This window comes from Micromonospora wenchangensis, assembly GCF_002210435.1.
GTDB lineage: Bacteria > Actinomycetota > Actinomycetes > Mycobacteriales > Micromonosporaceae > Micromonospora > Micromonospora wenchangensis.
The window spans coordinates 98939-120813 of sequence record NZ_MZMV01000003.1 but is presented as its reverse complement, the minus strand read 5'-3'; the positions used below and the strand labels follow the sequence as shown (position 1 = coordinate 120813).

Annotated in this window: 21 protein-coding genes; 11 read left to right on the top strand and 10 right to left on the bottom strand. The window is 74.8% G+C overall.

The features are described from left to right. Window positions 1-62: 62 nt before the first annotated feature. The 4 genes from B5D80_RS02740 to B5D80_RS02725 all read right to left on the bottom strand — a co-directional run bounded on the left by B5D80_RS02740 (window position 63) and on the right by B5D80_RS02725 (window position 2464). Entirely contained in the window at window positions 63-509 is a 447-nt protein-coding gene (locus B5D80_RS02740; RefSeq protein WP_088642161.1) for a hypothetical protein, read from the bottom strand. Between the two features lie 52 nt (window positions 510-561). Next, window positions 562-951, bottom strand: coding sequence for an iron chaperone (locus tag B5D80_RS02735; RefSeq protein WP_088642226.1), 390 nt, complete (start codon window positions 949-951; stop codon window positions 562-564). 209 nt (window positions 952-1160) lie between these two features. Continuing rightward, window positions 1161-1922 (bottom strand): hypothetical protein, encoded by a 762-nt coding sequence (locus B5D80_RS02730; RefSeq protein WP_088642160.1) that lies wholly within the window; start codon window positions 1920-1922, stop codon window positions 1161-1163. Continuing rightward, a complete protein-coding gene (locus B5D80_RS02725) occupies window positions 1919-2464 on the bottom strand; it encodes an RNA polymerase sigma factor (RefSeq protein WP_088642159.1) in 546 nt (181 codons plus the stop codon). The genes B5D80_RS02730 and B5D80_RS02725 overlap by 4 nt, the downstream gene beginning before the upstream one ends. A gap of 164 nt (window positions 2465-2628) precedes the next feature. Here B5D80_RS02725 and B5D80_RS02720 point away from each other — a divergent pair, with 164 nt between their 5' ends. From B5D80_RS02720 to B5D80_RS02710, 3 genes are all read left to right on the top strand, one after another. Further along, entirely contained in the window at window positions 2629-3912 is a 1284-nt protein-coding gene (locus tag B5D80_RS02720; RefSeq protein WP_088642158.1) for a cytochrome P450, read from the top strand. A 168-nt stretch (window positions 3913-4080) separates the two neighbouring features. Then, entirely contained in the window at window positions 4081-4341 is a 261-nt protein-coding gene (locus tag B5D80_RS02715) for an acyl carrier protein (RefSeq protein WP_088642157.1), read from the top strand. Window positions 4342-4411: 70 nt separating this feature from the next. Continuing rightward, window positions 4412-5647, top strand: a complete 1236-nt coding sequence (locus B5D80_RS02710; protein ID WP_088642156.1) for a beta-ketoacyl-[acyl-carrier-protein] synthase family protein — start codon at window positions 4412-4414, stop codon at window positions 5645-5647. A 45-nt stretch (window positions 5648-5692) separates the two neighbouring features. Here B5D80_RS02710 and B5D80_RS02705 read toward each other — a convergent pair whose 3' ends face one another. The 3 genes from B5D80_RS02705 to B5D80_RS02695 all read right to left on the bottom strand — a co-directional run bounded on the left by B5D80_RS02705 (window position 5693) and on the right by B5D80_RS02695 (window position 8108). Continuing rightward, the gene (locus B5D80_RS02705; protein ID WP_088642155.1) at window positions 5693-7006 is read right to left on the bottom strand and encodes a glycosyltransferase family 2 protein; all 1314 of its coding nucleotides are present in this window, start codon (window positions 7004-7006) and stop codon (window positions 5693-5695) included. Window positions 7007-7050: 44 nt separating this feature from the next. Continuing rightward, window positions 7051-7332, bottom strand: coding sequence for a phosphopantetheine-binding protein (locus B5D80_RS02700; RefSeq protein ID WP_245854181.1), 282 nt, complete (start codon window positions 7330-7332; stop codon window positions 7051-7053). A 71-nt stretch (window positions 7333-7403) separates the two neighbouring features. Next, on the bottom strand, window positions 7404-8108 hold the full coding sequence (locus tag B5D80_RS02695) for a 4'-phosphopantetheinyl transferase family protein (RefSeq protein WP_088642154.1): 705 nt from the start codon (window positions 8106-8108) through the stop codon (window positions 7404-7406). A gap of 98 nt (window positions 8109-8206) precedes the next feature. On the opposite strand from B5D80_RS02695, the gene B5D80_RS02690 reads away from it, so the two are divergent. After that, the gene (locus B5D80_RS02690) at window positions 8207-9604 is read left to right on the top strand and encodes a condensation domain-containing protein (RefSeq protein ID WP_088642153.1); all 1398 of its coding nucleotides are present in this window, start codon (window positions 8207-8209) and stop codon (window positions 9602-9604) included. Window positions 9605-9686: 82 nt separating this feature from the next. Here B5D80_RS02690 and B5D80_RS02685 read toward each other — a convergent pair whose 3' ends face one another. Together B5D80_RS02685 and B5D80_RS02680 are read right to left on the bottom strand one after the other, a co-directional pair. Beyond that, entirely contained in the window at window positions 9687-10892 is a 1206-nt protein-coding gene (locus B5D80_RS02685; protein ID WP_088642152.1) for a cytochrome P450, read from the bottom strand. A 30-nt stretch (window positions 10893-10922) separates the two neighbouring features. Continuing rightward, window positions 10923-12119 (bottom strand): nucleotide disphospho-sugar-binding domain-containing protein, encoded by a 1197-nt coding sequence (locus tag B5D80_RS02680; RefSeq protein WP_169733024.1) that lies wholly within the window; start codon window positions 12117-12119, stop codon window positions 10923-10925. Between the two features lie 187 nt (window positions 12120-12306). On the opposite strand from B5D80_RS02680, the gene B5D80_RS02675 reads away from it, so the two are divergent. Further along, window positions 12307-13479 (top strand): cytochrome P450, encoded by a 1173-nt coding sequence (locus B5D80_RS02675; protein WP_245854180.1) that lies wholly within the window; start codon window positions 12307-12309, stop codon window positions 13477-13479. Window positions 13480-13529: 50 nt separating this feature from the next. Here B5D80_RS02675 and B5D80_RS02670 read toward each other — a convergent pair whose 3' ends face one another. Beyond that, window positions 13530-14393 (bottom strand): TauD/TfdA dioxygenase family protein, encoded by an 864-nt coding sequence (locus tag B5D80_RS02670; protein WP_088642151.1) that lies wholly within the window; start codon window positions 14391-14393, stop codon window positions 13530-13532. A gap of 167 nt (window positions 14394-14560) precedes the next feature. Between B5D80_RS02670 and B5D80_RS02665 the strand changes: the two genes are divergently transcribed. The 6 genes from B5D80_RS02665 (at window position 14561) to B5D80_RS02640 (ending at window position 21870) form a co-directional block, all read left to right on the top strand. Then, the gene (locus B5D80_RS02665) at window positions 14561-15586 is read left to right on the top strand and encodes a methyltransferase (RefSeq protein WP_088642150.1); all 1026 of its coding nucleotides are present in this window, start codon (window positions 14561-14563) and stop codon (window positions 15584-15586) included. Window positions 15587-15816: 230 nt separating this feature from the next. Then, window positions 15817-16836, top strand: a complete 1020-nt coding sequence (locus B5D80_RS02660) for a polyprenyl synthetase family protein (RefSeq protein ID WP_088642149.1) — start codon at window positions 15817-15819, stop codon at window positions 16834-16836. After that, entirely contained in the window at window positions 16833-17870 is a 1038-nt protein-coding gene (locus tag B5D80_RS02655; protein WP_088642148.1) for a UbiA family prenyltransferase, read from the top strand. Before B5D80_RS02660 ends, B5D80_RS02655 begins: the two co-directional genes overlap by 4 nt. Beyond that, entirely contained in the window at window positions 17867-19567 is a 1701-nt protein-coding gene (locus B5D80_RS02650; RefSeq protein WP_088642147.1) for a prenyltransferase/squalene oxidase repeat-containing protein, read from the top strand. The genes B5D80_RS02655 and B5D80_RS02650 overlap by 4 nt, the downstream gene beginning before the upstream one ends. Next, the gene (locus B5D80_RS02645; protein ID WP_088642146.1) at window positions 19564-20838 is read left to right on the top strand and encodes an FAD-dependent oxidoreductase; all 1275 of its coding nucleotides are present in this window, start codon (window positions 19564-19566) and stop codon (window positions 20836-20838) included. Before B5D80_RS02650 ends, B5D80_RS02645 begins: the two co-directional genes overlap by 4 nt. A 6-nt stretch (window positions 20839-20844) precedes the next feature. Then, window positions 20845-21870 (top strand): aminotransferase class I/II-fold pyridoxal phosphate-dependent enzyme, encoded by a 1026-nt coding sequence (locus B5D80_RS02640; RefSeq protein ID WP_088642145.1) that lies wholly within the window; start codon window positions 20845-20847, stop codon window positions 21868-21870. The last annotated feature ends 5 nt before the right edge of the window (window positions 21871-21875 follow it).

Below are 21875 nucleotides of genomic sequence, written 5' to 3'. Positions count from 1 at the left end.
TCCTCCCCTACCCGGGCATCCCGGAGCAAAACACGCCGGTGCCGGCCGTCACCCGACCTGGGTCAGCGCAGCGCGCGCAGGGTGACGGCGGTGACCGCGCCGTACGCCAGGTGCGGCACCACGTCGGTGATCCAGTCGGTGGCCGACCAGGTCCGGGGATCGGTGATCCGCAGCAGGGTCAGCGGGCCGTTGGAGCCGATCATCGCCAGGCCGGTCAGCGCCAGGACGGACACGCCCAGCGGCAGCCGGCGGCCACCCGCCGCCGCGTAACCGGCCGCGGCGGCCACCGAGGTGGCGTAGCCGAGCAGCGGCCCGAGCCCGGACCGGCGGTTGGCGGCCGTGCGCTGGTCACCGAGGTCGACGTGGGTCAGGTCGGCCAGCCGGCCGGCGCTGTCCTCGGCGGCGCTGCTGGCCGGCCGGGCCCGCAATGCCATGTCGAGGTAGGTGACGGCGTTGAGGGCGGACGCGCCGGCCGCACCGGCGATCAGGGCCCTGCTGGTGGGCGTCATCCTCCCCGCGTACCCGCCTGCGGGACGCTGACACCCACCCGGCCGGTGACCGTCAGGAGACCGCCGTGGTCACCAGGTCCCGGACCCGCTTCTCCACCTCCGGGGTCCACGTCCGCAGGGCGTACGACACCGGCCACAGGTCGCCGTCGTCGAGGTGGGCCGACTCCTGGAAACCGAGGGTGCAGTACCGGTAGTTGAACTTGCCGGCGTCCTGGAAGAACACGACGATCTTGCCGGCCTCGTTCGCGTACGCGGGCATCCCGTACCAGGTCTTCGGCGACAGCTGCGGGGCCGCCGTGGTGACCGTCAGGTGCACCCGTTCGGCGAGCGTCCGGTCCGCCGGGGCCATCTGGGCGATCCGGTCCAGCACCGCCTGCATACCGTCGGCCTTCTTGGCGCCCTTGCGCCCCTCGGCCCGCAACTCGGCGGCACGTTCCCGCATCGCGGCCCGCTCCTCGGCGGTGAACCCGTCACCGGCCTCCCCGGTGGTGCCGCCGTCGGTCGCGGTGGTCGCTTTCTTCGTGGACACGCGGGCTCCCTCTCTCGTCGTGCGGGGCGCGGCATCCTGCCGGCCACCTGGGTAAAGGCTATGGCCCCGCCGGGCCGACGGCTTCTCGATTCCTGACCGGCCGGGCCCGGCGGGGCCACCGGTCACAGGTCCTCGATCCGGTGGGTGGTGGAGCCGTCGGGGCGGTGCACGACCACCGTGATGCTGCCGATCTCGCCTCCCTCCGGCCCCGGCCACCACGCCGCCCACCATCCGCCCCCGGTGCTGGTCCGGATGGTCCTGCCGTCGGCGAGGACCAGGTCGACGCCGGTGACCGACGGGCCGACCAGACCGACGGCGTTGGAGTACTGGTCGCGGCCGGAGCCGACCGAACTGCGCGTCTCGAGGTTGACGGTGCCGGCGGCGGGGGGCGGCAGGGGCCCGTCCGCCAGCGTCATCGCGGTCGGCTGGCCGTCGTCCACGCTCATGCACTCGATCACGCCCGCGCCGCGCCGCTGGACGAGCAGGGTGGCCACCCCCCGACGCTCGGCCAGGAGCACGTCGGAGGGGCCGACAGGTGCCGCCGGCTCGCTGCCCACCCCGCTCCCGGCGCACCGGCGGGCCTGCGGCATGACCTGCTCGCCGGTGAGCGCGCCCGGCACCGGGGTCCACGAGGCGAAGGCCCGGTCCATCGGCCCCGGCAGCAGCGCGGGCACGGTGACCGCGCCCACCACCGCGACCGCCCCGGTGGCGACCAGGCCGACCACCCCACGCCTGGTCACCGGGCGGCGGGCCGGCGCGGGACGGGCGACCGGGCGGCCCGCGACGATCCCGTCGACGACCGCGGTGGCCCGTTCCCAGTCGGCCGGGGTCGGCTGGACCCCGCGCGCCGGGTCCAACGGGGCGAGGCGTTCCAGATCCGTCATGACTGCTGCTCCTTGAAGACGGTGAGGGTGTGCGGGCGGGCGGCGGGCGGTTCCAGCGCGACCCGGAGGCGTTCCCGGGCCCGGCCCAGCCGCATGGCGAACGTCGAACGGCGGCAGCCCAGCACGGTGGCCGCCTGCCCGGCGGTCAGCCCGTCGAACGCCACCAGCGCCAGCACCTCCCGGTCGGCGGGTCGCAGGCTGCGCCAGGCCCGGTCGAGGTCGATCCGGGCGGCGGCGTCGACCATGTCGTCCCCGTACGCCGGCCCGTCCGCCGCCACCAGCCGGACGTCCAGGGCCTGCCGGCGCAGCCAGCTCCGGGTGTGGTTCGCCATCGTGCGGCGGGCCACCGCGAACAGCCACGGACGGGCGTCGGCGGGAAGGTCGTCGAATCGTCGCCAGGCGGTGAGGAAGACGGTCGAGACGACGTCCTCCGCCTCGCTGGGCGGGACCCGCCGCTGCACGAACCGCAGCAGGTCCGGGTATGTCGCGGCGTGCAGGGAGCGGAAGCGTCGCTCCCGTACGCCGTCATCAGCACTGCTCATGTGCGCCTCTCGGTCGGTCGTTCACCCCCTACCTGTCCGGTGGCGTCCCCACTGTCACACCCCGTCCGGCACCGGACCGCAGGGAGGCCGGCCGTGGACAGGCCGTCGTCGAGGCGCCTAAGGTCACGGCATCCTCCGCCCGTGCACCCCCGACGAGGAGCGCCATGGGTTTCCCGGTATCCCTCGACGAACTGCTCGGCGACGAGGTGCGACGCGACCCCTACCCGTACTACGCCCGGCTGCACGAGCTGGGGGAGGCGGTCGCGCTCGCCCCGGACGCACCGCACGCCGTGGTGGTCCACGGGTACGCCGCAGCCCAACGGGTGCTGCGTGATCCGGTCTTCCGGGTGCTCGACGCCCGCTACCTGGACCGCGCCGGCGTCCGCTGGCGCGACCACGCGGTGCTGCGGATCCTCCAGGCCAGCATGTTCAATGCCCCGGCCGAGGACCACGCGCGGGTGCGTCACCTGTTCGGCCAGGCGCTCACCGCCCGCCGGGTCGCCGCCCTGGAACCGGCGATCGTGCGGATCACCGACGACCTGCTCGACGGGCTCGCCGAGGCGGGCGCGGACGGCCGTCCGGTGGACTTCATGGCGGGGTTCGCCCTGCCGCTGCCCAGCGCCGTCGTCGGCGAACTGCTCGGGGTGCCGCACTCCGACCGGGCCTGGTTCCCGTCCCGGGTGCGGGCGTTCGACGCGGTGCTGGAGATCGGCCCGCGCTCGTTCCGGGAGATCCGGGCGGCCAACCGCGCAGCCGAGGAACTGGCCGGGTACTTCACCACGCTGCTCGCCGCCCGCCGGGCGGAACCCCGCGACGACCTCGTCTCGGCGCTGGCCCGCCTGCGCGCCGAACGCCCCGACCAGCTCTCCGAGGCCGAGCTGCTGGCCAACCTGATCGTCACGTACAACGCGGGGTTCCGGACCACCGCCAACCTGTTCGGCAGCGGGCTGACCCTGCTCCTGGCGCGGCCCGCCGCGCTGGCCGCGCTGCGCGCCGATCCGTCCCTCGCCCCGGCGTACGTCGAGGAGATCCTGCGGTACGAGCCGCCTGTGCACTTCGCGGTGCGCTACGCCGCCGAGGACACCGAGGTCGCCGGGGTGGCCGTCCCGCGTGGACGGACGGCGCTGGTGCTCACCGGTGCGGCCAACCGGGACCCGCGACGGTTCCCCGATCCGGACGTGTTCGATCCGTCCCGGGCGGACAACCGGCACCTGGCGTTCAGCGCCGGGCCGCACTACTGCGTCGGGGCGGCGCTGGGCCGCACGGAGGGGCGGCTCGCGCTGCCCCGGCTGCTCGACAGGTTCCCGGCGCTGGCGCTCGCCGCGACCCCCGGCGAGCCACGGCAGCTCATGTTGCGGGGGCACGACCAACTCGCGGTGCGGGTCGTCGATCCGGCGGCCGATCGGCCGGACCGCACCGCCCGGGTGGACCTTGCGCAACCGGCTTGATTGAGTAAGGTCGATCAAAACGGAGCGGCTGCTCCGGTGACCAGAGCGGCGACGGTCACGCCGACGTCGCACCTGGTCCCGGCCGCGTCCCCGGCCACTGCCACGCCTCCCGTGTCCCACCGGCGGCCGGGTCCGCCGACGCCGACCTCCGGAAAGGAAACCCCGACCATGACCGACGAGATCCGCGCGTTCCTCTTCGCCGCGTTGACCGAGATGAAGTACGACATCGAGGGCGCCGACGACGACACCGTGTTCGGTCCGGCCGGTCTCGACGTCGACTCGCTCGGCCTCGCCGAACTGGCCGTACGGGTGGAGGACCGGTTCGGGGTGACCTTCGACGACGACGAGGCCGAGGCGCTGGCGATGATGACCGTCGGCGAGTTCTGCCGGACGGTGGGCGCCCGCGTCCAGCCCTCCTCGGCACACTGACCGTGCCCGCCGCGCCGCCCCGGAGGCGGTCTGTGGAGCGTCCGGTGCAGCGGGGCGAGGGGGGACGCGCATGCGTGCCGGCGTGACGGTGACCGGGATCGGGCTGGTCAGCCCGGTCGGCAGCACCGCCGCCGAGGTGTTCGACGCGGTCTGCGCGGGACGGTCCGGCCTGGCCCGGCCCGCCGAGGGACACCCGGTGCACGGCGTCGTCGACGTCGCCGCGTTCAGCCCGGACATCGACCCGGCCAGCGTGCTGCCCGGCCCCGAGTCCCGGGTGGTGGACCGCGCGGTCGTGATGGCGCTGCGGGCGGCCGGGGACGCGTTGGCCGACGCCGGAGTCGAGGTGGGCCGGGACGTCGACCCGTACCGGGTGGCCGTGATCGTCTCCGGCGTCGGTGGCCTGTCCACCCTGGCGAGCCAGGTCCTCGCCCGGGCCGAGCGGGGCCGGTTCGGGGTCAGCCCGTACATGCTGCCCGGCACCCTGCCCAACATGGGCGCGGCGCGGATCGCCATCCGGCACGGCATCCGGGGCTACACCTCGTCGATCGGCACCGCCTGCGCGGCCGGGGCCCAGTCGATCGGCGAGGCGCTGCGCATCCTGCGTGCCGACGAGGCCGACCTGGTGCTCTGCGGGTGCAGTGAGGCGCCGCTCTTCCCGACCTTCGCCGACGCGTTCGGCAACGCCCGCGCGCTCGCCCACGGCTGGTCGGACCCGACGGCCGCGAGCCGCCCGTTCGACAGGCGGCGCAACGGCCTCGTCCTCGGCGAGGGAGCCGGGGTGTTCGTGCTGGAACGCACCGCGCACGCGGTGGCGCGCGGCGCCCGGCGGCACGCCGACCTGCTCGGGTGGGGCGCGAACAACGACGCCTATCACCCGACCACCCCCCGCCCCGACGGGTCCGGCGCGGCGCACTGCATGCGCACGGCGTTGCGGGACGCCGGGCTGGGCCCCGACGACGTCGGCTACCTCAACGCCCACGGCACCAGCACCAGGGCCGGTGACGCGGCCGAGGTGGCCGCCCTGCGGGACGTTTTCGGCGCGGCGGGTCCGCCGGTCAGCTCCACCAAGGGGGTCACCGGGCACGTGCTCGGCGTCTCCGGGGTGATCGAGGCGGCGATCGGCGTCGAGGCGCTGCGCCGCGGCCTGCTCCCGCCGACCCACAACCTCGACGACCCCGACCCGGGCGACGATCTCGACCACATCCGCAAGCAGCCGCGCGAGGCCGCGGTGACCACGGTGATGTCCAACTCGTTCGGCTTCGGCGGCCACAACGTCAGCCTGCTGCTCGGACCGCCCGGGGCGTGACCCGCCGCGTCCCGGGACGGTTCCGGCTGCCGCGTCGGGGCGGTGTCAGCGGACGGTGAGCACCGACGCCCCGTCGTGCCGGGCGACGGTGACGGCGAAGTGCTGGTCCAGCATGTCGGTCACGTAGTCGAGGTCGGCCACGAGCGGCACCGGCAGCATCGCCCGCTGGTCGACCGGGGCGTGGGTGCAGACCAGCTCGATCCGGTCGGCCTTGAGCAGCCCCCGGGTCAGGAAGGCCGGCAGGTCCTCGGGCAGCAGGAACCGCCACAGGTCGACGTTGACGATCACGTCGAGCGCGCCGGCCTTGAACTGCTGGAGCACCGTGCCGATCAGGTGCGCGTTGGTCGGCCCGGCCGGGGCGTCGTGGTCGAACGTCTGCGAGTCGGGGCCCAGCTCCAGGGTGGACACCCCGTTGCCGATCACCAGTGCCGTACGGCTGGCCAGCTCCTTGCGCAGCGTGTCGGGCAGCGCCTCCGGCCGCCCCAGCCCCGCCCGCCGGTACGCCTCGATGGCCTGACCGTAGAGGCGGATGCGGCCCACGTGCCGGCCGAACGTGCTGATCGTGTACAGCACCTCGACGTCGTAGCGCAGGTGCTTGCGCAGCAGGTACTTCATGTTGTCCATCGAGGCGAGCCCGTTGGACGTCTTGCGGAAGTGCGGCAGGTGGTAGGACGTCGCCTCGACGTCCAGCTCGAACACGTCGGGTCGGCCCCCGTGCAGGTGGAAGATCCGGTAGAAGAACTCCAGGTCCTCGAACCCCCACTTGACCATCGCCTCGTCGAAGCCGGCCACCCGCAGGAACGACTCCCGGTCGACCGAGGCGTTGTGGGTCAGGCCGAGCACCCAGGGCGCGCTGAGGAAGTCGCGGACGCGTTGCGGGTGGGCGAGGTCCTCCAGCCGCGGGTCGCCCCGCTCGGCGTCCAGCAGCTCCGGGCCGATGGGCTCGCCCCGACGCAGCGCGTCCGCACCGGCCCAGTCGAGGTCGTACCGCTGGCCGAGCAGGACCCCGGGGCGGCCGCCGCGCGCGGCGTGGTGGTCGCGGTGCCGGGCGAGCAGGGTGGGGTGGGGGACCGTATCGGCGTCCAGGAACAGCAGGACGTCGGCCTGGGCACGGGCCGCCGCCGCGTTGCGGTTGGCGCTGCGGCCCCGGTTGGTCTCGCTCCGCACGCAGGCGATCCGCAGCCGGTCGGCGTAGCGTTCGACGACCGGGGTCAGCGGGACGGCCGAACCGTCGTCGCCGACGATGACCTCGAACTCCTGCGCCGGGAGGGTCTGCCGGGTCAGCGACGCGACGGTCGTGTCGAGCGCGACGGCGTTGTTGTGGGCGGGGATCACCACGCTCAGGTGGGGCCGGTCCATGGAACTCCTTAGGAAGATGCCGGCCGGGCCCCCGTCGCGGGCCGTCAGCGGGGGGTGCTGTGCTGGGTGATGTAGTCGGCCAGGTCGCCGACGGTGGTCATCCGGTCCTCGTCGAGGTCCTCGACGTCGATCTGGATCTCCAGCTCGTCCTCGACCTCGAGCAGCAGCTCCAGCGCGAGGGAGGAGCTGAGGCCCAGCTCGTCCATGAGCTGCGTGCCGACGGTGACCGGGGCCTCCGGCCGGAGCATCCTGGTCAGCAGCGCGACCATCGTGTCGACGACCTGCGCGCGCAGTTCCGGCGCGGTGGTCGTGTCGGACTCTGTCACTGGACCGCACGCTCCAACATGGAGCCATCAGAGCAAACGTGATCGTCGGGTGTCAACGGGTGTCGCGATCTTCAGCCGGTCGGCCGCGGAGCCGGTCCGGACGGCCCGTCGAGACCGTGGAACGACGCCGTGTCGTAGGGCGCGTCGCCGGCCAGGGCCACCGCGACCCGGTAGCCGGCCGGGGTCGCGACGTCGGTGACCCGGTGTACACCCGGCGGGTCGCCGCACGCCACCACGTCGCCCCGGTGCACCGGCAGCGCCAGGTGCGGCCAGAGCCGATCCCCGGCCGCCTTGACCACCGCCTCCTTGCGGGCCCACAGCCGGGCGAACCGGTCGGCCCGGCCGGCGACGTCCGGCCCCGAGGCGACGTGCCGGGCCTCCCCGGCGGCGAAGAACCGGGCGGCCAGCGCCACCGGGTCCCGGCCCGGCGTCACGTGCTGGAGGTCGACCCCCACCGGCCGGTCGCCGCCCACCGCCACCGCGACCAGGTCGTCGGAGTACGACAGGCTGGTCTGCGGCCCGCCCCGGGGCTCGGTCAACGTCGGCTTGCCGTGCCGGCCCCGCCGCCAGGCGAGCCGTTCGGGTGCGACGCCCAGGGCCGCGCCCACCAGCAGACGCAGCGCCCCGTGCGCCACGGTGAACCGGTCCCGGGCGGTGGCCGGGCCGAGCGCCGCCGCCCGGCTGCGTTCGTCGGCGGTGAGCACCGCGTCGTACCGGGCCAGCTCGTCCGGGCCGACCCGGGCCGACAGGATCCAGATCCGGACGGTGTCCCGCATGGGCCGTACCCTAACCCCGTCGTCCGCACGCGCGGCCCGGCCGGCGGCGGCGATTTGCGACGTTGACACGTGCCGATCTTCGTTGCTCTGATGGACCGATGTTCGCGCAGACCGCCGAGGCGCAGGTGCTCGTCCCGTTCGCCGGCCCGGGGGCCGGGACCGCGCCGCTGACCTGGGGTCAACTGGCGATCATGCAGGACATGCGGGAGACCGGGTGGACGCACAACGTCAGCGGCGCGCACCCGGTGCCGGCCGGGGTCACCGTGGAGCAGGTCGCGGCGCAGCTCGGTGACCTGATGAGCCGGCACCCGGCGCTGCGGATGCGGCTGGGCACCGACGACCGCGGCGAGCCCTGCCAGGTGGTCGCCGCCGACGGGGAGATCGCCCTGGACGTGCTGGACGTCCCCGACGACGCCGACCCGGCCGACGTGGCGAAGTTCGCCTACGAGCTGGGCCACGCCCGGCTGCTGGCCCCCTACGACCTCTACCGGGACTGGTCGGTGCGGATGGCGGTGATCCGGCACCGGGGCGCGCTGGTGCACCGGGTGCTGACCCTCGACCACCTGGTCGTCGACGGCGCCGCGACCGGCCTGGTGATGGCCGACCTCGGGCTGGTCGACCTGACGGCCCGGCGCGCGCCCGACCCGCGTACGGTGCAGCTGCTCGACCTGGGCCGGCGGGAGCGCACCCCGCCGCTGCGCCGGGTCAGCGACCGCGCGGTCCGCCACTGGGAGGCGCACCTGCGCGACCTCCCGCCCTCGACCTTCGGCGAGGTCACCAACCCGGCCGGGCGGCACGGCCGGCGGTTCTGGCACGGCCGGTTCAGCTCACCGGCGGCCTACCTGGCGGTGCAGGCCATCGCCCGACGCACCCGCACGGACACCTCCCGGGTGCTGCTCGCGGTGATCGCCGTGGCGGTCGGCCGGGCCACCGGGGTCAGCCCGCTGACCGCCAAACTCATCTTCAGCAACCGGTTCCGGCCGGGGTTCGCCGAGGTGATCGCCCCGCTGAGCCAGAACGGGGTACTCACCGTGGACGCCACCGACACCACCGTGGACGAGGTGGTGACCCGGGCCCGTCGCGCCTCCGTCGCCGCCGGCATGTACGCCTACTACGACCCGGTGCAGCTCGCCGAGGCCGGTGCCCGGCTCGACGAGGAGCGCGGCTACCCGGCCCGGGTCACCCTCCGGATCAACGACCGGCGGGGGGCGACCCGGCAGGCGGCGGATCACGCGGCCCGCGCCGCCGAGGTGACCCCGGAGCAGATCCGCCGCCGGGCGGACGAGACGTTCCTGGTCTGGGACGGCACCCTCGACCACCTGCCCGAGCAGGCGTTCATCACCGTCGAGGACCAGCCGGACACCATCTTCCTCCAGGTGATCTTCGACCTGGGCTGCTTCACCGAGGCCCGGGCCGAGGCGCTGCTGCGCGGGGTGGAGGAGGTGGCCGTCGAGGCGGCGTTCGACCCGACGGCACCGACCCGGGTCACCGGCTGACCGCCCGTACGACGGTCACCGGCCGCCGGGCCACCCGGTGACCGACGCCGCGACGGTCACCGGTCCACGGCCCGGGGGAGGGTCACCGCTCGACCCGGTCCCAGGTCACCGGCAGCGCCTCCAGGCTGCGTACCACCAGGCCGGGCTTGAACCGCAGCTCCTCCTCGGGCACGGCCAGCCGCAGGCCGGGCAGCCGGCGCAGCAGCGCACCGAGGGCCTCCTGCAACTCCATCCGGGCCAGCGCCGCGCCGAGGCAGTGGTGCGGGCCGGCCCCGAACGCCAGGTGCGGATTGTCGGTCCGGGTCAGGTCGAGGGTGTCCGCCCCGGCGAACACCGACGCGTCCCGGTTGGCCGAGGCGATCGCCGGCAGCACCGGGGTGCCCGCCGGCAGGCACACCCCGCCCAGTTCCACCTCCTCGGTGGTGACCCGGGGCAGCAGCACGCCGTTGTCGCCGAGCTGGATGAACCGGGACAGCTCCTCCACCGCGCGGGCCACCGCGACCGGGTCGTCCCCGCGCAGGCCGGCGAGCTGCTCGGGGTGCCGGGCCAGCACGAGCAGGAACAGGTTGAGCTGGTTGGTGGTGGTCTCGTGGCCGCCGACGAAGATGCCTGCGGTCACCGAGACGAGTTCCCGTTCGGTGAGGTCGTCGTGCTCGTCCCAGGCCTTGATCAGGGCGCTCATCAGGTCGTCGCCCGGCTCGCGGCGACGTTCGACGATCATCTCGCCGAACGCGTCGAGGGCGGCCTGCGGGGCCGCCGGGTCGGCGTCCCAGTCGCCGACGAGCGCGTCGGACCACTCGCGTACCCGGTCCTGGTCCTGCTCCGCGATGCCGAACAGCTTGCTGATCACGTAGATCGGCAGCGGCGCGGACAGGTGGGGGATCAGGTCCGCCGGTGGCCCCGCCGCCACCAGGTCGTCGATCATGCCGTCGACGAGCGCGGCCACCGTCGGGCGCAGCGCCTCCACCCGGCGGACGGTGAACGCGTGCGACACCGCCCGGCGCATCGTGGTGTGCCGGGGCGGGTCCATCCCGATCAGCGAGTCCTCGGCCAGCGAACCCAGCTCCCGGGTCGGCCGGTCCGGCCCGGCCGCGGCGGCCCGGCTGAACCGCTGGTCGGTGAAGACCCGGCGGACGTCCGCGTGCCGGGTGGCCAGGTAGGCCTTCCCGCCGTCGGGCAACGCGATCGGCGCGACCGGGCAGGTCTCCCGCAGCCGGGTGTAGTCCGGTGACGGGTGGTAGATCGTCGGAGCCGGAGCGAGCGGGTACGGGATGGGCTCTTGCGTCATCTGCGACTCCTAGGGTGGTCTGACGGTGGATCAGCTCCGGGTGCCCGCAGCGAGGTCCACCAGCGCCGGCACCACCTCGGCGGGGGCGGGCATCGCGTGGACCCGGTCGCGCATCAGCGCGGCGGCGGCGCGCCGGGGTCCGTCGGCGATCAGCTCGCCGACCAGCGCGCGGAGCGTGTCGTCGTCGGCGGCCCGCGCGTCGGGCAGCCAGGTGCCGGCCCCCGTGACGGCCAGCCGCTCGGCGTTGAAGTGCTGGTCGCTGACCTGCGGCAGGACGAGCTGCGGCACCCCGAGGCCGAGCGCCGTCATCGTGGTCCCCGCGCCGCCCTGCTGCACCAGCGCGGCGCAGGTCGGCAGCACCAGCCGCAGGGCCAGCGGGCTGTCGACCAGCCGGACGTTGCCCGGCAGCGGGCCGAGCGCCGCCTGCTGGGCCGGCTCGACCAGCACGACGACCTCCACGTCCAGCCCGGCCACCGCCCGCACGACCCGGGGGAGGTCCAGCCGGTCGTCGAGCCCGGCCCCGGCCATCATGGTGCCGGCCGTGACGCAGACCCGGGGCCGGTCCGCCGGGCCGTGCAGCCAGGGCGGCAGCACGGCCGGGCCGTTGTACGGCACGTAGCGGACCGGCCGGGTCGGGCCGGTCGCCGGCACCTGCATCGGGGGCGGCACCGGGTCGAGGGTCAGCACCCCGGCGAGGTCCACGTCGGCGGCGGCCAGCCCGAACCGGCCGGCCAGCGGGCCGAGCACCGGCTCCGGGTCGAGCCGGAGGGTGACCGAGGAGTCCGGCCCCCACAGGTGCCGTACCCCGGGCACGCCAAGCGCGGCGGCGGCGACCGCGGCGGCGAGGTTGAACGGCTCCCAGACCATCAGGTCCGGTCGCCAGGAGCGGCCGAAACCGACCAGATCGTCGAGGAGGGCGTCGGCGAACCGGACCACGCCGCCGTCGGCGGTGATCGCCGGTTCGACCGTGCCGTCGGGGTTGTCGTCCGGCTCGTCTTCGGCCGGGTCGAGGGCGCCCACCGCGCCGATCCGGCCGGCGAACGCGGTGGCGAAGTCGACGTCCGCGCCCAACGGCACCGCCGCCAGCCCGGCCGCGGTGATCGCCGGCACCAGCGCCGGATGGCTGGCCACCCGCACCTCGTGGCCGGCGGCCTGTAGGGCCCAGCCGAGCGGCACGAGGCCGTAGAAATGCGACCGCCAGCCCCACGTCGTCAGCAGAATCCGCAAAGCCGCAGTCAAGTCCGACCCATCCGCGCGCACCACCCGGCAGTCCTGGTGCACCGATGCTAGGCGATGGGTGTCCGCACCCGGAAGATCGTCGCGGCGACCAACGGATATTGACGCCGGCCGTACCGATGACCGAGTCTTACCGGTGCCCGATGTGGACCGCCGACCGACAGGTGGGTAGCTCGCCATGACCGTCGTCTCGGAGCTGCGGGACTACCCCTTCGCGCCGTTCACCGGTGACCTGCCCGCCGAACTGCTGGACATGGTGGTGTCCGAGCCGGTCAGCCGGGTGCGGCTGCCCGACGGCCGGCCCGCCTGGCTGGTGCTCGGCTACCAGGACTGCTGCACGGTGCTGGCTGATCCCCGGTTCTCCCGGCTGCCGCTCGGCGCGACCGGGGCCCCCGACGGTGGCGGCCCCCGCGAGTTGAACATGGACGGTCCGGCGCACGCGGTCGTCCGCCGGGTGGCCAGCCGCGCCTTCACCGCCCGCCGGATCGACACCTTCCGCCCCCGGGTACGCCGGCTGGTCGACGCGCTGATCGACGACCTGCTGGCCGGGCCCCGCCCCGCCGACCTGGTCGCCGCGCTGGTGGCGCCGCTGCCGGTCCACGTGGTCTGCGACGTGCTGGGGGTGCCGGTGGCCGACCGGCCCCGGTTCTACGGCTGGATCGAGGGCCTGAACTCGGTCACCGCGTACGGCTCCGCCGACGCCGCCGCCGCCCAGGCGGAGCTGCGGGCGTACCTGGCCGGACAGTTGGCGGGCAAGCGGGCGACCCCCGGCGACGACCTGCTCTCGGCCTGGGTGCTGGGCCGCGACGCGCACGAACTCGACGACGCGGAGCTGGTGGAGCTGGCGATGGGGGTGCTGCTCGGCGGGCTGGAGATCAACTCGACGAGCGCCGGGCTGCGCGCGCTGTTCCAGCACCCCGAGCAGTTGGCCAAGCTGCGGGCCGACCCGGGCAGGCTCTCCTCGGCCACCGACGAGATCCTGCGGTACACGTCGGTGAGCAGCATGTTCCGGGTCCAGGTGGTCCGCGAGGACCTCACCCTGGGCGGGGTGGCGATGCGCGCCGGGGACTGCGTGATGGCGATCCCGTGGGCCGGCAACCGCGACCCACGCGTCTTCCCCGATCCGAACGTGTTCGACATCGACCGGGTGCCGGCCGCACCGCACCTCACCTTCGGCTTCGGGCCGCACTTCTGCCTGGGCACGGCGCTGGGCCGGATGCAGGTGGAGCTGTCCATCGGCGAGCTGCTGCGGCGGCTGCCAGGGCTGGCCCCCACGGTGCCGCTCGACGAGATCCCCTGGCGGCACGACCGGATGAACGGCGGCATCGCGTCGTTCCCGGTCACCTGGTGAGGCCGCCCGCCGGTCACCGGCGGGCGGCGGCCAGCCCCCTGCGCGGGCGGTCAGTAGCTCTCCACCGCGTTGACCCGGTCCGGCCAGTACCGCTGACCGGGCGCGGCGACGTAGTGCTCCCACCGGGGCGTGTCGCCGGTCGGGTGGTCGCCGAGCACGGTGATCCGCTGCCCGCGCCGCACGCCCGTGTAGTCGTTGATCGCGTAGTGCTGGGTGACCCGGTTGTCCCAGATCGCGACGTCGCCCACCCGCCAGCGGTACCGGCAGGTGAACTGGGGGCCCTCGGAGAAGGCGAACAGGTACTCCAGCAGCGCGTCGCTCTCGTTGCGACTCAACTGCGGGATGTGCGAGGTGAACAGCCGGTTGACGTACAGCGAGCGGCGGCCGGTCTCGGGGTGCACCCGGACCACCGGGTGTTCGGCCCGGCTGGTGAACTCGGTGCCGATCCGGATGACGTGGATGGCGGTCAACCCGTCGAGCAGGTCCCGCATCGGCGCGGAGAGCGCCTCGTACACCCTGCACTGGTTGGTCCACATGGTGTCGCCGCCGGTCTCGGGCAGCTCCACCAGGTGCAGGATCGAGGCGATCGGCGGGCTCTGGTGGAAGGTCATGTCGGTGTGCCAGACGTCCACCTTGCCGCCGTCCTCGGAGTCGATCAGGACGATCTCCGGGTGCCCCGCCAACCGGGGCAGGTACGGGTGCAGCTCGACCTCGCCGAAGCGCCGGCCGAGGGCGATGTGCGCCTGCGGCGTCAGACCGGTCTGCCCGGCGACGAAGACCACCTGGTGCGCGAGCAGCAGCCGGTGCAGGTGGGCGAACCCCTCGTCGGTCAGGGTGTTCAGGTCGATGCCGTGGACCTCGGCGCCCAGGGCGCCCGCGACGAGCCGTACCTGTGGCACGAGGGACGTGGTCATCGGTGCTTCCTCCGGTCTGGGCACCCGGGCCCGTCGGCGCATTGTTCCACGACGGTGAATGGGATCTCCACCGTCGATGTTGACGCCGTCGCGCCGTGCCTGGGAGCATTCGGGCCGGCGGAGGCCACGGCCATCGTGGACGCGCGGCGCGACGGAGGGCTGTCCCGGTGACGATCGAGACCTCGACCGATGACGATGCGGCGGCCCGGCTCGGCCGGCTGACCGACCTGGCCACCCCGTTCGCCGTACGCACGGCGGTCACCCTGCGGGTGCCGGAGCGGATCGCGGCCGGCGTGACCGGCCTGGACAAGCTGGCCGCCGCCTGCGAGGCCGACCCGGACGCGTTGGGCCGGCTGCTGCGCTACCTGGTCCACCGGGGCGTGTTCGTGGAGACCGCGCCGGACGTGTTCGCGTTGACCGACGTCGGTGAGCTGCTCTGCGAGCGCGACGGCGGCGGCCACGGCGGCTACCTCGACCTGGACGGTCTCGGGGCGCGGATGGACCTCGCCTACACCGGGCTGCCGCACGCGGTGCGCACCGGCGGGCCGGGCTACCAGGCGGTGCACGGGCGGGACTTCTGGGCCGACCTCGACGCGCACCCGTCCTACCGGGCCTACTTCGACGCGCTGATGCTCAGCCAGCAGCGGTTCACCGCGCCGCAGGTGGCGGCGCTCTACCCGTGGCAGCGGGTGGGGCACGTGGCCGACGTCGCCGGGGGCGCCGGCGGGCTGCTGCGGGAGCTGCTGACGGCCCACCCGCACCTGCGGGGCACCCTGGTCGACCGCGCCGAGCCGGTGGCCACGGCGACGGCGACGTTCGCCGCGCACGGGCTGACCGACCGGGTCGACACCGTGGTCGGGGACTTCTTCGCCGAGCTGCCGGCCGGTGCCGACGTGTACGTGGTGTCCCGGGCGCTGACCGACTGGAGCGACAGGCACGCGACGGCGATCCTGCGCCGGTGCGCCGAGGCGGCCGGGCGCACCGGTCGGGTGCTGGTGGTGGAGGTGCTGCCGACCGACCCGTACGTGCCGCACCGCTCGCCGTACGACCTGCAGATGCTGGTGCTGGTGGGTGGCCGCGAGCGGGGGGTGCCCGAGCACGTGGCGCTGGCCGCGGCGGCGGGTCTGAAGCAGGTGGGGACCTACCGCGGCACCGGGGGGCTGACCCTGTTGGAGTTCGCTGTGGACGCCTGATCCGCCGACGGGTGATCCGACGTTCGTACCTGTTTTCCCGGTGCCGTGTGACGCACGGTGAGCAGTTCAGCGGATTTCTCTGGCATCGACCGATTTGCCGGTGAATAGGTTCGTGACATTCGTGTTTCTCCATAGCTGGCGCAGTTTTCCGAAGGTTGTTCATGGACGGACCGGCAGGTAACGTCTCGCGTGCCGGCTGGGCCGAGCCTTTGCGAAAGGGTCGACACGCTATGACGGTTACTGGTTTCACGCGATATCCGCCCTTCATCGACGACCTTGCCCACAGCGAATCGGGGCGGCTGCTGCACGCGGAACTCGGACGCCGGTGGCCGGAGTCGACCGACCCGTTGGTCGGCATCGCCCGCTACGCCCTGCTGCCGGCGGGCAAGCTGCTCCGTCCGATGATGACGCTGCACGCGGCCGAGTCGGTGGGCGGATCGCCGGCCGACGTCTTGCCGGCCGCGCTGGGGATGGAGTACCTGCACGTCGCGACGCTCGTGCACGACGACATCATCGACGCCGACACGCTGCGCCGGGGCCGCCCGGCGGTGCCCGTCGCCTTCGGCATCCCCAACGCCATCGTGGTGGGCGACCACCTCATCTTCACGGCCTTCCAGTCCATTGTGGAGTCCGGGGCGACCGCGCCGGCCGGGCACGTCGCCGCCGCCGTCGCGGCCCTGGCCGAGGCCGGCCGGGACCTGTGCCGGGGGCAGATGCTCGAAACGCAGCTCGTCGGCGACCTCGACGAGGGCGCCCGCAGCTACGCCGAGATGATCCGGCTCAAGACCGGCGCGCTGTTCCGCGCCGTGTGTCACGTCGGCGCGCTGCTCGGCGGCGCCGAACCGCAGGTCGCCGCCGCACTGGCCCGCTACGGCGAACACCTCGGCGTCGCCTTCCAGATCCGCGACGACCTGCTGTCCTACGTGGCCACCCCCGAACAGACCGGCAAGCCGGCCACCAGCGACCTCAACAACGGCCGGCCCACCCTGCCGCTGCTGCTCGCCTACGACGCCGCCACCGACGCCGCCCGGGTGGAACTGATGGCCGTGCTGCACCGGCGCGGGGCCGGCCCGGGGGACGTCGAGTGGGTCGCCGGCCTGCTCACCGAGGTCGACGCGGTGCGCAGCGCCCGCCGGCAGATGGTGGAGCACGCCGAGCGGGCACTGACCGAGCTGGCCGGGCTCGCCCCGTCCCCCAGCGCCACCGTGCTCGCCGGCATCGCGCACTGGATGACGAGCGAGACGGCGTGAGCGCGGCCGGCGCGGTACGGGCGCTGCGGGCACACGTCGAGACCTGGCGCCCGTACACCCTGTGGTACGTCGGGCTGGTCGGCCTCGCCGGTGCGGCCCTGGCCGACGGGCCGCACCACCCGTGGCTGCTGCTGTCGGCCTGGGCCGCCCCGACCGCCGGCTGGCTCGGCGGCCACTACCTCGGCGACTACTTCGACCGGGACCTCGACGCCGGCAGCAAGCCGCACCGGCCGATCCCGTCCGGCCGGCTGGCCGCCCGTACGGCGCTGTGGTGCGGCTGCGCCTGCTTCGCGGTGCTGGCGTCGCTGGCGGTGCTCGGCGGGTGGGGCACCACCTCGGCGGCGGTGCTCGCCGCGTTCGGCATCGTCGCCTACAGCCGCTGGTGCAAGGCACGCGGCATCGCCGGCAACCTGGTCCGGGGCGCGCTCGGCGCGATCGCGCTGCTCTACGGCACGCTGACCGTCGGACTGTCCCCGCAGCAGCCGTCGGCGGTGCCGGTGCTGCTCGCCTCGATGCTCGCGTTCTGGGCGCACGACACGATGTCCAACCTGGTCGGTGCGCTGCGCGACATGGACGGTGACCGGGCCGGCGGCTACCGCACCCTGCCGGTGCGCCGCGGCGCGCCGTTCGCGGTGCGCACGGTGCTGGCCCTCTACGCCGGCACCGTCGCCGCCGCGCTGGCCGCCGGACTGCTGGCCGACCCCGCCCGACGGGCCGGCTACCTGGCGACGCTCGCCGTCGTGGTGGCGCTGGGCGTCGCCGCCCTGGCCCCGCTCGTCGCACACCGCGCCGACATGCCCGTGCTGGTGGCGTTGCGGGCGCACGCCGTCCTGGTGGTGGAGCGGGTGGTGCTGGCCTCGGCCCTGGTCGGGCTGGGGCTCGGGGTCGGCCCGCAGCTGCTGCTGGCGCTGCCGATGGTCGTCCTGACCTGGTGGGCGCAGCGGATGATGCGCGCCGGGCACGAACTCGGCACCGGACGACCCGCGCTGGCGCTGGCCACCCCCCGTCGAGCCGCCATGGAGGACGTGTCATGACCGCTGTGCCCACCGAGGCCCTCGACCGGGCCATCACCCGCGGCGCGGAGGCGCTGCTGCGCCGGCAGCGCCCCGACGGGGTGTTCGGCGACGACCCGCCGGCCTCGGTGCTGGGCACCGCCGGCACGGTGGCCGCCCTGCACGCCGCCGACCCGGTGGGCAGCGCCGACCTCGTCGACGCCGGCACCGGATGGCTGCGCCGGCAGCAGCACGACGACGGCGGCTGGGGTGGGGTGGTGGGGGCCGACAGCGAGGTCGTCGCCACCGCCGTCGCAGTCGCCGCGCTGGCCCTGACCGCGCCGGCCGACAGCGCCGAGGCGATCGCCGCCGGGCGGGCCCGGCTGGCCGCGATGGGCGGCGTCGACACGGTCACCGACCCGGCCATCTCGCTGCTCTGCCGGCAACTGCTGACCATGGCCGGGATGACCGCCGAGGCGGGCCCGCTGCGCCGGCTGCCGCTGGAGATCGTCCTGTTCGACCGGGTCCGCCGCCAGCGCCTGTCGTTCCGTACCGCGCCGTTCATCGGGTTGGCCCTGATGCAGGCCGACCTGCTGCCCACCGGGCGGCTGCGCCGGGCCACCCTGCGCCGGGCCCGCCCGGCGGCGCTGCGGCTGCTGCGCGCGATCTACGACCACGAGGGCCGCACCGGCGCGTTGAGCGAGGACCCGTGGCCCGCCGCCCTGGTCCTGCTCGGCCTGGCCCGCTCCGGCGAGGCCCCCGACATCGCCACCGCCGTGACGGGCTGGCTGCGCCGCGCGGTCCGCCCCGACGGCGCCTGGGACGCGGTGGCCAACCTCGACCTGACCCGCTCCGGGTACGCGGTGACCGGGCTGATCGCCGCCGGGTACGCCGCCGACCCCCGGCTGCGCCCCACCCGCGAGTTCTTCCACGCCACCCGGAAGCCGACCGCGTTCACGGTGCTGGACGTGCCACCGGGCGGGTGGAGCTACTCCAACGTGGGCGGCTGGCCGGTGACCCTGGAGTCCGCCGAGATCCTCTCGGCGCTCGCCGGCTACCCCGACGCCGGCACCGACCCGGTGCTGCGCGGTGGCCTGGACTGGCTCGTCGGCCGGCAGGACAGCCGGGGCTCGTGGAGCCTGTGGGTACGCGACACCAAACTCGCCAACGACGGCCCCTGCCCCGCCATCACCAGCCAGGCCGTGCTCGCCCTGCACGACGCGGGGCACCCCGACGACCACCCGGCGATCGCCGCGGGGGCGGCCTGGCTGCTGACCGCCGCGCGCCCCGACGGCAGCTACGAGAACCTGTGGTACCGCGACCACACCTCCGGCACGGCCGTGGTGGTGGCGACGCTGTCCCGGGTCGGGCACGCCCGGCACGACGTGGTCCGGCGGGCGGTGCGCTGGCTGCGCGACACCCAACTGCCCGACGGGTCGTGGGGGCCCGGCGACGGCACCGCCGGGTCGGTCGAGGAGACCGGCTGGGCCGTGCAGGGGCTGCTGGCCAGCGGTGACCCGGAGGCCACCGACGCGGTCGACCGGGGGGTCTCCTGGCTGCTCGCCGCCGCCGGGCCCGACGGTGGCTGGCCGGCCACCCGGGTCTGCAACTACATCCGCCACCACCTGCGCTACCCCAACGCGGTGATTACCCAGGCGGTCGCGCTGCGGGCGCTCGGTGAGTACCGGCGTGCCGTGGCCGGGCGGGCCGGCGTCACACCCGGCGCGGTCGCCCGATGAGCGCCGACGTCGTCGTGGTCGGTGCCGGGGCCGGCGGCCTGGCCGCCGCCCGTGCGCTCGGCGCGCGGGGGCTGCGGGTGCTGGTGCTCGACCGGCAACGCACCCCCGCGTCGATCGCCAAGGGTGAGATCCTGCAACCCGAGACGGTACGCATCCTGGACGGCTGGGGTGTGCTCGACGCCCTGCGGGCCACCGGCGCGTGCCCGGTCGACCGGCTGGCCATCCGCGACCCGCAGGGCCGTCCGCTGCTCGCCCTCGACTACGGCACCCTGCCCGGCGGGTACCGGCAGATCCTCTGCGCCGACTACGGCGACCTGCGTGCCGTGCTCGCCGACGGGCTGCCCGCCACCGTCGAGATCCGGTGGGGTCAGCGGGTCACCGGCCCGCTGTGCGCCGCCGACGGCCGGGTCACCGGGGTCCGGGTCACCGGCGGCGACGGCGGGCAGGAGATCCGGGCGGCGCTGGTGGTCGCCGCCGACGGGATGTCCTCGCCGCTGCGCAAGGCCGTCGGCATCGACGTCGAGCGGCGGGAGTACCCGCACGGCCTGGTCGCCTTCGACGTGCCCGGCGTGCAGGTGGCCGACGAGGTGTCGGCCTACCGCACCGAGCGGGGCCTGTGCCTGGTCTACCCGCTGCCCGGCGGGCGGTGCCGGGTCTACGTCCAGGTGACCCCTGACGAGTTCCGCGGCCGCAGCACCGCCGACCTGGCCGACTGGTGCGACCGGCTGCTCGCCGGGGTGCCGGCCGTCCGGCCGCTGGGCGCGGCCCTGCGGGCGAACCTGCACCGGCGGCAGCTCCTCGCCGTCTACCGGCTACGGGCGGCACGGTTGACCGTGCCCGGCCTCGCCCTGCTCGGGGAGGCCGCCCACGCGGTGCACCCGATGGCGGCGCAGGGCGTGAACAGCTCCCTCGCCGACGCCGAGACCCTCGCCGCCGGCCTGGCCGCCGGTGCGGGCGGCCTGGACGACGCCGTCGTGGACCGGGCGCTGCGGGACTACGACGCCGCCCGCCGGCCACAGCTCGACCACGTCGCCACGGTCAGCCACAACGCCGCCCGCATGATCACCAGCGTGTCGGGGCTGCCCCGGCTGCTCGGGGCGCGGATGATGCGGCGCACCGCGGCCAACCCCCGGCTGCTCGGGCTCACCGCCGGGAACCTGTCCGGCACGAACGTCCGACCGCTGTCCCTGGTCGACCGGATGTACCAGCTCGGGCTGCTCACCGACCGGCACGCCCAGCCACCCGTTCCCGCCGGCCCCGCGACGAAGTGAGCGACGATGACCACTGCCACCCCCGTCGGCACCCAACCGCCGGCCGACCTGTCGATGAACGAGACGCCGTACCCGCCGCTGCCGAGCATCCGGCGGATCGTCGAGGACGGGGCCGCCGCCCTCCAGCGGTACCCGGACCGGACCGCCGCCGCGTTGCGCGGCGCGCTGGCCGCGCGGTTGGGTGTGGGACCGGAGTCGATCCTCGTCGGGCCCGGTTCGGCCGGGCTGTGCCAGCACCTCGTCCAGGCGCTCGGGCCGAAGCCCGAGGTGGTGCACCCGGCGCTGTCCTTCGAGGGCTACCCGCTGATCATCCGCAACGTCGGGGCCCGGGGCGTGCCCGTGAAGATGGACGGCTACCGCCACGACCTGCCGGCGATGGCCGCCGCCGTGACCGACCAGACCCGAGCAGTGCTGCTGTGCAACCCGAACAACCCGACCGGGGCGGTGCTGCACCGCGACGAGATCGAGGCGTTCCTGGCCCGGATCCCGGCCGACGTGCCGGTGATCATCGACGAGGCGTACCGGGAGTTCGTCACCGACCCGCAGGTGCCCGACGGGATGGACCTGTTCCGCGCCCACGACAACGTCTGCGTCCTGCGCACCTTCTCCAAGGCGTACGGGCTGGCCGCGCTGCGCGTCGGCTACGCGGTGGTGCCACCCCGGGTGACGCCACTGGCCGGCATGATGGGCGCGGTGTTCTTCCCGAACAGCCTGGCCCAGGCGGCGGCGGTGGCGAGCCTCGACGAGGCGGTCACCCCCGAGCTGACCCGGCGCTGCGCCGACCTGGCGTCCTCGCGGGCCCGGCTGATCGACGGGCTGCGCGGGATCGGCCTCACCGTGGCCCCCAGCGAGGCGAACTTCGTCTGGCTGCCGCTGGGGGAGCGGGCGGTCCCGTTCGCCGAGCGGGCCCGCGACGCCGGCATCCTGGTGATGGCCCTGCCCGGCGCGGGGGTCCGGATCACCGTCGGCCCTGACGAGGCGAACGAGCGGCTGTGCGCCGTCGCCCGGACCATCCTGGCCGTCGGCGACTGACGGGC